Origin of the sequence: Kroppenstedtia sanguinis (assembly GCF_050433445.1) — a bacterium.
In the GTDB taxonomy this organism is placed as follows: Bacteria; Bacillota; Bacilli; order Thermoactinomycetales; family DSM-45169; genus Kroppenstedtia; species Kroppenstedtia sanguinis.
This window is the reverse complement of sequence record NZ_JBNPXF010000026.1, coordinates 44,497-51,150: the sequence shown is the minus strand read 5'-3', so window position 1 is coordinate 51,150 and position 6,654 is coordinate 44,497. Positions and strand designations below refer to the sequence as shown.

8 protein-coding genes are annotated in these 6,654 nt (G+C 52.4%); 5 read left to right on the top strand and 3 right to left on the bottom strand.

What is annotated here, in order from left to right:
* Positions 1-541: 541 nt before the first annotated feature.
* Positions 542-1,210, bottom strand: coding sequence for a thiamine phosphate synthase (gene thiE / locus JOD24_RS13935; protein ID WP_380163076.1), 669 nt, complete (start codon positions 1,208-1,210; stop codon positions 542-544).
* A 62-nt stretch (positions 1,211-1,272) separates the two neighbouring features.
* Positions 1,273-2,112: a bifunctional hydroxymethylpyrimidine kinase/phosphomethylpyrimidine kinase gene (gene thiD, locus JOD24_RS13930; protein WP_380163077.1), complete on the bottom strand. Its 840-nt coding sequence runs from the start codon at positions 2,110-2,112 to the stop codon at positions 1,273-1,275.
* 690 nt (positions 2,113-2,802) lie between these two features.
* On the opposite strand from thiD, the gene JOD24_RS13925 reads away from it, so the two are divergent.
* The 3 genes from JOD24_RS13925 to JOD24_RS13915 all read left to right on the top strand — a co-directional run bounded on the left by JOD24_RS13925 (position 2,803) and on the right by JOD24_RS13915 (position 4,664).
* Positions 2,803-2,958, top strand: a complete 156-nt coding sequence (locus JOD24_RS13925; protein ID WP_380163355.1) for a hypothetical protein — start codon at positions 2,803-2,805, stop codon at positions 2,956-2,958.
* A gap of 109 nt (positions 2,959-3,067) precedes the next feature.
* Positions 3,068-3,451, top strand: a complete 384-nt coding sequence (locus JOD24_RS13920; RefSeq protein ID WP_380163357.1) for an Hsp20/alpha crystallin family protein — start codon at positions 3,068-3,070, stop codon at positions 3,449-3,451.
* Between the two features lie 124 nt (positions 3,452-3,575).
* On the top strand, positions 3,576-4,664 hold the full coding sequence (locus JOD24_RS13915; protein WP_429247113.1) for a M42 family metallopeptidase: 1,089 nt from the start codon (positions 3,576-3,578) through the stop codon (positions 4,662-4,664).
* A gap of 103 nt (positions 4,665-4,767) precedes the next feature.
* Here the strand turns inward: JOD24_RS13915 and sspI are convergent, their stop codons facing one another.
* The gene (gene sspI / locus JOD24_RS13910) at positions 4,768-5,004 is read right to left on the bottom strand and encodes a small acid-soluble spore protein SspI (RefSeq protein ID WP_380163361.1); all 237 of its coding nucleotides are present in this window, start codon (positions 5,002-5,004) and stop codon (positions 4,768-4,770) included.
* A gap of 90 nt (positions 5,005-5,094) precedes the next feature.
* On the opposite strand from sspI, the gene JOD24_RS13905 reads away from it, so the two are divergent.
* Entirely contained in the window at positions 5,095-5,775 is a 681-nt protein-coding gene (locus JOD24_RS13905; protein ID WP_380163363.1) for a potassium channel family protein, read from the top strand.
* A 3-nt stretch (positions 5,776-5,778) separates the two neighbouring features.
* Entirely contained in the window at positions 5,779-6,573 is a 795-nt protein-coding gene (locus JOD24_RS13900; protein WP_380163365.1) for a TrmH family RNA methyltransferase, read from the top strand.
* The last annotated feature ends 81 nt before the right edge of the window (positions 6,574-6,654 follow it).

Genomic DNA, 6,654 nt, shown 5'->3' with positions numbered 1-6,654 from the left:
CAAAGGTCGCTTTGCACCCATAGGGTACAAGTCTCGCCAAGGTCGCTTCCGCTCCCAGGTCTCGCTATGGCAGCACACGACTCCCTTCCGCTGCCTATTTTCTGGTACATCAACAGCCCTGACTCATCCTCTATAAATATCCTCCCGGAAGTTGCTCGATATGTACCAAAACCGTAATGGTCCGGTACCCTTTCATTGGCTTCATATCCCCCTCCGGAGGTACCTTCTCCAATCCCTCCAGTTTTAGAAGGAGCTATTGTGTCGGTTGATCCTGTTTGGTGAGGAATTTGGCCGCCCAAAATGACCTTATGTCCACTAAGAGGTGAAAAGAACCCTCGACGATCGTGACGGGGGTTCTTTGCGAGATTAACAAAGGGGGGGTTGAAGTGGGTATACCTCGTTACCCCCTGGCCTAAGTGGCTATGCAAATAGGGTTCATCGACGGTCTTGCACGGCTTTATCTACAATTAAGGTATGTCTGGTGAATCTATATTTTGGGACTCAGCCGGTTGGGATGGGTTTTTCCCATTTCATCACGCTTCTAGATAGCCTGTTGTTCCTCCAAAGTCTGCTCCACGGTTTCCCTCAGCTCCGCTGCCGCCTGACGGGGAGAAGTGGCTCCGGCGATGGCGGAGATGACAGCGACTCCCTCAGCTCCCGCCTGGATCACAGCTTTGGCATTGTGATGATGGATGCCACCGATTCCGACGATGGGAAGAGGAGAGTTGTCCATGCGGGCAATTTGCCGGATGGCGGAGGGTCCGATGGGTTCACCGGCATCCGGTTTGGAACGGGTGGCATACATGGCCCCGACGCCAATATAATCGGCACCGGCTTGAGTGGCCTTATCTGCCTCTTCTGGATTGCCACAGGAAACACCGAGTACCGGCTGAGGCCCCAACAGACGGCGGACTTGCACGGCAGGCAGATCCTCCTGTCCCACATGCACCCCGTCGGCGTTCAGTACCATGGCCAGGTCGGTGCGGTCATTGACGATGAAGGGAATCCCTTGCCGGGTACAGATATCCCGCAATTTTTTACCGAGGAACACCTTTTGGGAAAGGGTAAGGGATGATTTTTTTTCTCGGAATTGAAACATGGTGATGCCACCATGAATGGCTTCTCGCAATACCCAAACCGGATCCCGCCCCTTGCAGTCCTCGCTCCCCATGACAAAATAGAGCCGGAGGCTTGCAGGTGAAACCGGCATATCATCACGCTCCCTTTATATTTGATGGTCGTGGATTCGAAGCACCAATGATCATTCTATGTTCAGGGAGAGTCGGAAATGACAGTTTGTGTGCGAGATTGGCGGAAGGCCCAATGATTGGTGGGACCGTGTCCTGCCCCTAGCTCCAGGGGATGAGCGATTGCCTGGGTGACAAACTCTTTGGCGGTGGACACGGCCTTCGTTAACTGACGTCCCTTTGCCAATTCCGCTGTGACCGCAGCGGAAAACGTACAACCGGTTCCGTGGGTGTGGCGGGTGGAGACTCGGGGAGCGGTAAAAGTGTGGAAGGATTCTCCGTCAAACAGGAGATCTGTGGAGAATTCTCCTTCCAGATGCCCGCCTTTGATCACTACAGCCGCGGCCCCCATGTCGTGGATCTGTCGGGCGGCTTCCTTGCAAGATTCGTCGGTGTTCAATTTCATCCCGGTCAGGACTTCGGCCTCTGGCAGGTTGGGTGTCACCAATTGGGCCAGGGGGATCAGGGTGTCGACCAGTGTGTTTTGGGCGGATTTTTCCAACAGAAAGGCTCCGCCTTTGGCCACCATCACCGGATCGACTACCAGAGGGAATAAGCGGTGTCGTTTCACCCTATCCGCGATGATCTCCATAATGGAGATGTTGGCGATCATTCCGGTTTTCAAAGCATTTACACCCAGATCTTCCACCACGGCATCGATTTGGCCAGCGACAGCCTCTGGATCCAGTTCATAGATTCCATGAACTCCCAGGGTATTTTGGATGGTGATGGCAGTGACCGCAGACATTCCAAAGACATCTAATTCCTGAAATGTTTTGAGATCCGCCTGAATTCCTGCTCCTCCACCGCTGTCAGAGCCGGCGATGGTCAGTGCCCGTGGAATCCTGCTCGATGTTGATATCAATTTGCTCACTCCCTAAAAAAATAATGCCGCCGGGATGCCGGCGGCGAGGGTCAGGAGCCTGGGTAAAAAATCTCGCCCCGTCTCTGTACCTCCGCTGGCATGATCCAGATCAGGTATACGGTCGGCAGCGGACTACTCAGCTACCCTCTCAGCCCGGTTCCTCGGACTCCCGTCTTACAGGGGTTGTACACTTCATTTAGTTTTTTAGATTGCCTCGCCAGCTCCCTGTAAGGGAGCTTTCCAGGGGTTGATGTACACTATTCCTCATTGTATCAAAGGATCCCTCTCTTTGCGAGAGGAAGGATTTTTTTAAGAATGCTGTGATTTATATCGGTTGTCTGGTAAATCCAGATTTCCTTAAACACTTGACTCGTCAGACGTTTGTTGATGAAGACCATCAATTGGAGGATGGGAAGGAAACGACCTTTCGCTCTTTCCATTGCCCCATCGCAAAATATTGTTTGAGGGGACGGGGATGGTGGGAGGGCTACGATCTCTTGCAAAGAGCGCAAAGGCTCTTCACCCTCCCACCATCCCGATCTTATTTCCTACCTAAAATATGGCGAATCAACACGCTTGGTCAGACGTGATTTTGCCTGAAAAGTATGGGGAGTGGGCCCTTGTCTATACCGATGAAATAGTTTGAGAATACCCTGTAGGGAGTTATTGCGAAGGAAGGAGGTCTGGCAATTGAGTAAAGCGAAGACCAAAGGTTATGGAGAATTCGGATTCGGATTCGGATGGGGCTGGGGTTGGTGGATCGCTATCGCGGTCATTGTGATTATTTTCCTGTTTTTTGCCTTCTTCTGGTGGTGGGGAGGAGGATATTTCGGACCTTATTATTGATCCGCTTTCCGGATACTCTTCCGCAAACCCCCCCGTGACAGATGTCACTTAAACCGGCTCGCTTTCATAGTCTGACAAGGAGTAAGGATGCTCCCGGGAGGTGATGCGGTTGGGGTGGCTTCGACCGTGGTTTGAGTCCATGTTGTACGAGGAGATGGGAGAGATGTGGCTGGAGATGGAAAGGCTCTCCCATGAGTTGGATCCAAACCGGACTTCGGTTCGATGTGAGCAGACACCGACCGAAGTGGTGGTCCAGGTGGATATCCCTTCCCTGAATCCCCGTCACGAAATGGATGTCCGGGTGGAGGACAACGTTCTGTTTATTTCAGGATCCACAGGCAGGGATGAAGTGAGGGAACGGAGGCAATTCCAGTTCACTCTCCATGTGTACCTGCCGATACCGGTGGAACCCTCCGGTATGATCACCGAGATGGATCCAGAGGCAAAACGCCTGACAGTCCGTCTGCCTAAAGGAAGGATGGAAAATAAATAAAGGGTCTCGCGGGCTGACGCTTGGGTCCGCGGGACTGTTTTTTCCGGGGGCCGACAAGATGAAACCAAGGGATTATGTTAAAATAAACAGGGTCTTCATCTAGAAAGAGGTGCTACTACATACTATGTCAGACGTAAAACGCGGAGATTTTAAACAATTGCTCAAGGAGCTGACAGAAGTACCCGGTCCCCCAGGACATGAGGGGCCTGTCCGGAAACGGATGGCTCGATGGGCGGCTCCCGTTGCCGATGAGGTCACTTCAGATCATCTGGGGGCGCTGATCGCACGACAAGGGACGACAGGGCCCCGGATCATGGTGGCGGGCCACCTGGATGAGATCGGTTTCATGGTGACCCGAATCACCGAAGAAGGATTTTTGCGTTTTCAGCCACTGGGTGGATGGTGGAGTCAAGTCGTGTCTGCCCAACGGGTGGAAGTGATCACGGATCAGGGAAACGTGTTGGGGGTGATCGGTTCCAAACCCCCCCATCTTCTTCCCATGGATCAGCGGAAAAAAGCGGTTTCTCTGGAGGAACTCTTCATCGATGTGGGGGTATCTGACAAAGAAGAAGCCGAAGCGCTTGGGATTCATCCCGGTGATGTGGTGGTTCCCTGGTCTCCCTTTACAGTGATGGCCAACTCCAAACATTGGTTGGCTAAAGCGATGGACAATCGGATGGGGTGCGCTGTCGCTGTGGAAGTGTTGAGACGGCTGAGTCAGACCGATCATTCCAACACGGTTTACGGTGTAGGGACCGTGATGGAGGAAGTGGGACGCCGGGGAGCCCATACTGCCACCGCTGCTGTCCGACCTGATATCGGGATCGCGGTGGATGTGGGGATTGCTGGGGATACGCCGGGGATTCACAAGGATCAAGTCCCTTGCCGATTAGGTAGCGGTCCCCAACTGGTACTGTATGATGCAGGACATCTGCCCCATCGGGGCCTGGTCCGACTGGTGCAGGATGTGGCAAAAGAAGAAGAGATTCCTCTGCAATATGAATGGATTGCCCGGGGAGCCACAGATGCGAGCCATATTCATCTGTTTGATCAAGGGGTTCCCAGCCTTAGTCTGGGAGTGCCTGCTCGCTATATCCACAGCCACACTTCCATTATCCATGAGGAGGATGTGGAACATTTGGTTCAGTTGTTGGTGGCAGTGATTCGCCGGCTGGATCAGAAGACAGTGGATCAGCTCTGTCAGGGGTTGTGAATAACGAATACAAATAGACCAAGGCTGATGACCGGATCCGTCATCAGCCTTTTTTTGTACGGAAAGAAATCGGGTATAAGAGAGAAAACTTGAACCGGATGGTTTAAGACGGTGCGACGGGGGGTTGCGCCTCTTTCCTGGGCATATGCTCGTGCAATGTTTCAATCATATGTTCCTGATCCTGGGGCGTGCTGTTCTTCCAGATCACTTCAAAGAGGACGCCCAATCCGGGAAGCAGTTTTTCCTCACCCTGAATCGAATCTTCCACCATCGATTTCAGCTGTTGGGGATCCATCTCCTTGATGTTGTAATAGATAGCCCCACGAATGGGAAAGCTCACTTCGCGCTCCCTCCTTTCATGTGTAGTTTGACCCGGAAGAGACAGCTTATCCGTCTGGTGGGAAACATTGTGATATAATACACACCATGTATGGGCACCGAAAAAGGGAGGATCTCGATGAAGAAAGAGTTTGCAGTCATCGGCTTGGGCCGTTTTGGCGGAAGTGTGGCTAAAACCCTGCACGAGATGGGGTATGATGTGCTGGCCATCGATCGCGACCCGCAGCGGGTTCAGGATTTTGCTCAGATTGTCACCCATGCTGTGGAGGCGGACTCCACCGATGAAAATGCTCTTAAGGCACTGGGGATTCGAAACTTTGATGTGGTGGTTATCTCCATCGGCGAAGATATTCAGTCCAGTATTATGACCACACTGATTCTGCGGGAGATGGGGGTAGAAAAGGTGGTGGTCAAGGCGAGGAACGACCTTCATGGCAAAGTGTTGTATAAGATCGGAGCCTACAAGGTGGTTTATCCCGAACGGGATATGGGAGTGCGGGTCGTACATAATCTGATCTCTCCCAATATCTTGGATTATATCGAGTTGGCGGATGAATACAGTATCATTGAAGTGCATGCGGGGGAATTCTTTGCTGGAAAAACTCTGGAGGAGTTAGATATCCGCGCCATGTTCGGTTGTAACGTAATGGCTATCAAGAGTAAAAATAAAATCAACATCGCCCCCTTGGCTGGGGACCGGATCCGCCGGGGTGATGTCTTGGTCGTGATCGGTCATAACGATGACTTAAAAAAACTGGAGGAACGTGCATAAACCATGGAGATCCATCAAATCACCTCTGCCCGCAACGAGAAAGTGAAGCGTTGGCGGAAACTGAGTACCCGGAAGGGACGGGAGGAATTCGGTAGCATCCTGATTGAAGGAGAAAAATTGCTGAAGGAAGCCACTGTGGCAGGATGGAAAGTGCGTTCAGTGATTGTGTCTGATGAGGGGATCGAGCGGTTGGAGAGTCTCTCCTATCTGGATGAAGTTTCGGTTTATGCCTTGTATCCTTCTACCTTCTCGCAATTAGTGGATACCCAGACTCCTCAGGGAGTCGCCGCTGAGGTGGTGGTCCCGGAAAATAAGGATGGTTATCGGATCCGTGGTGAAGAGCCAGTACTGTTGCTGGATGCCATCCGGGACCCGGGCAATCTGGGGACGATCCTGCGGACGGCTGAAGCGGCAGGAGTTCGGGATGTCTGGTTGGGAGCGGGGACGGTAGATCCTTTCAACCCCAAGGTGGTCCGTTCTGCAATGGGCTCCTTGTTTCGCTCCCGTATCCGACGTGTGGATCTGAGAGAGGCCATTCCTGAGTTGAAAAAACAGGGATATTGGGTGGCGGGGACGAGCCCCCGAGGAGAGAAGGCTCATTTTGATTGCCATTATCCGAAACAGACGGCGATTTTGCTTGGAAATGAAGGCAAGGGCGTTTCCGCGGAAATCGATTCCCTGGTGGATGACCGGGTGAAAATTCCCATGCCCGGACAAGTGGAATCCCTCAATGTGTCGGTGACGGCAGGGATTCTTCTATTTGAACTCCTCCGCCAACAGTGGATGGAAACCGGCTGATTTTCAATCCAACTTTACTCAGAGACATGTTTTCGTGTGTGTCATTGCATCGCGTCAAGTTTTTGGCTATACTGGAGAACA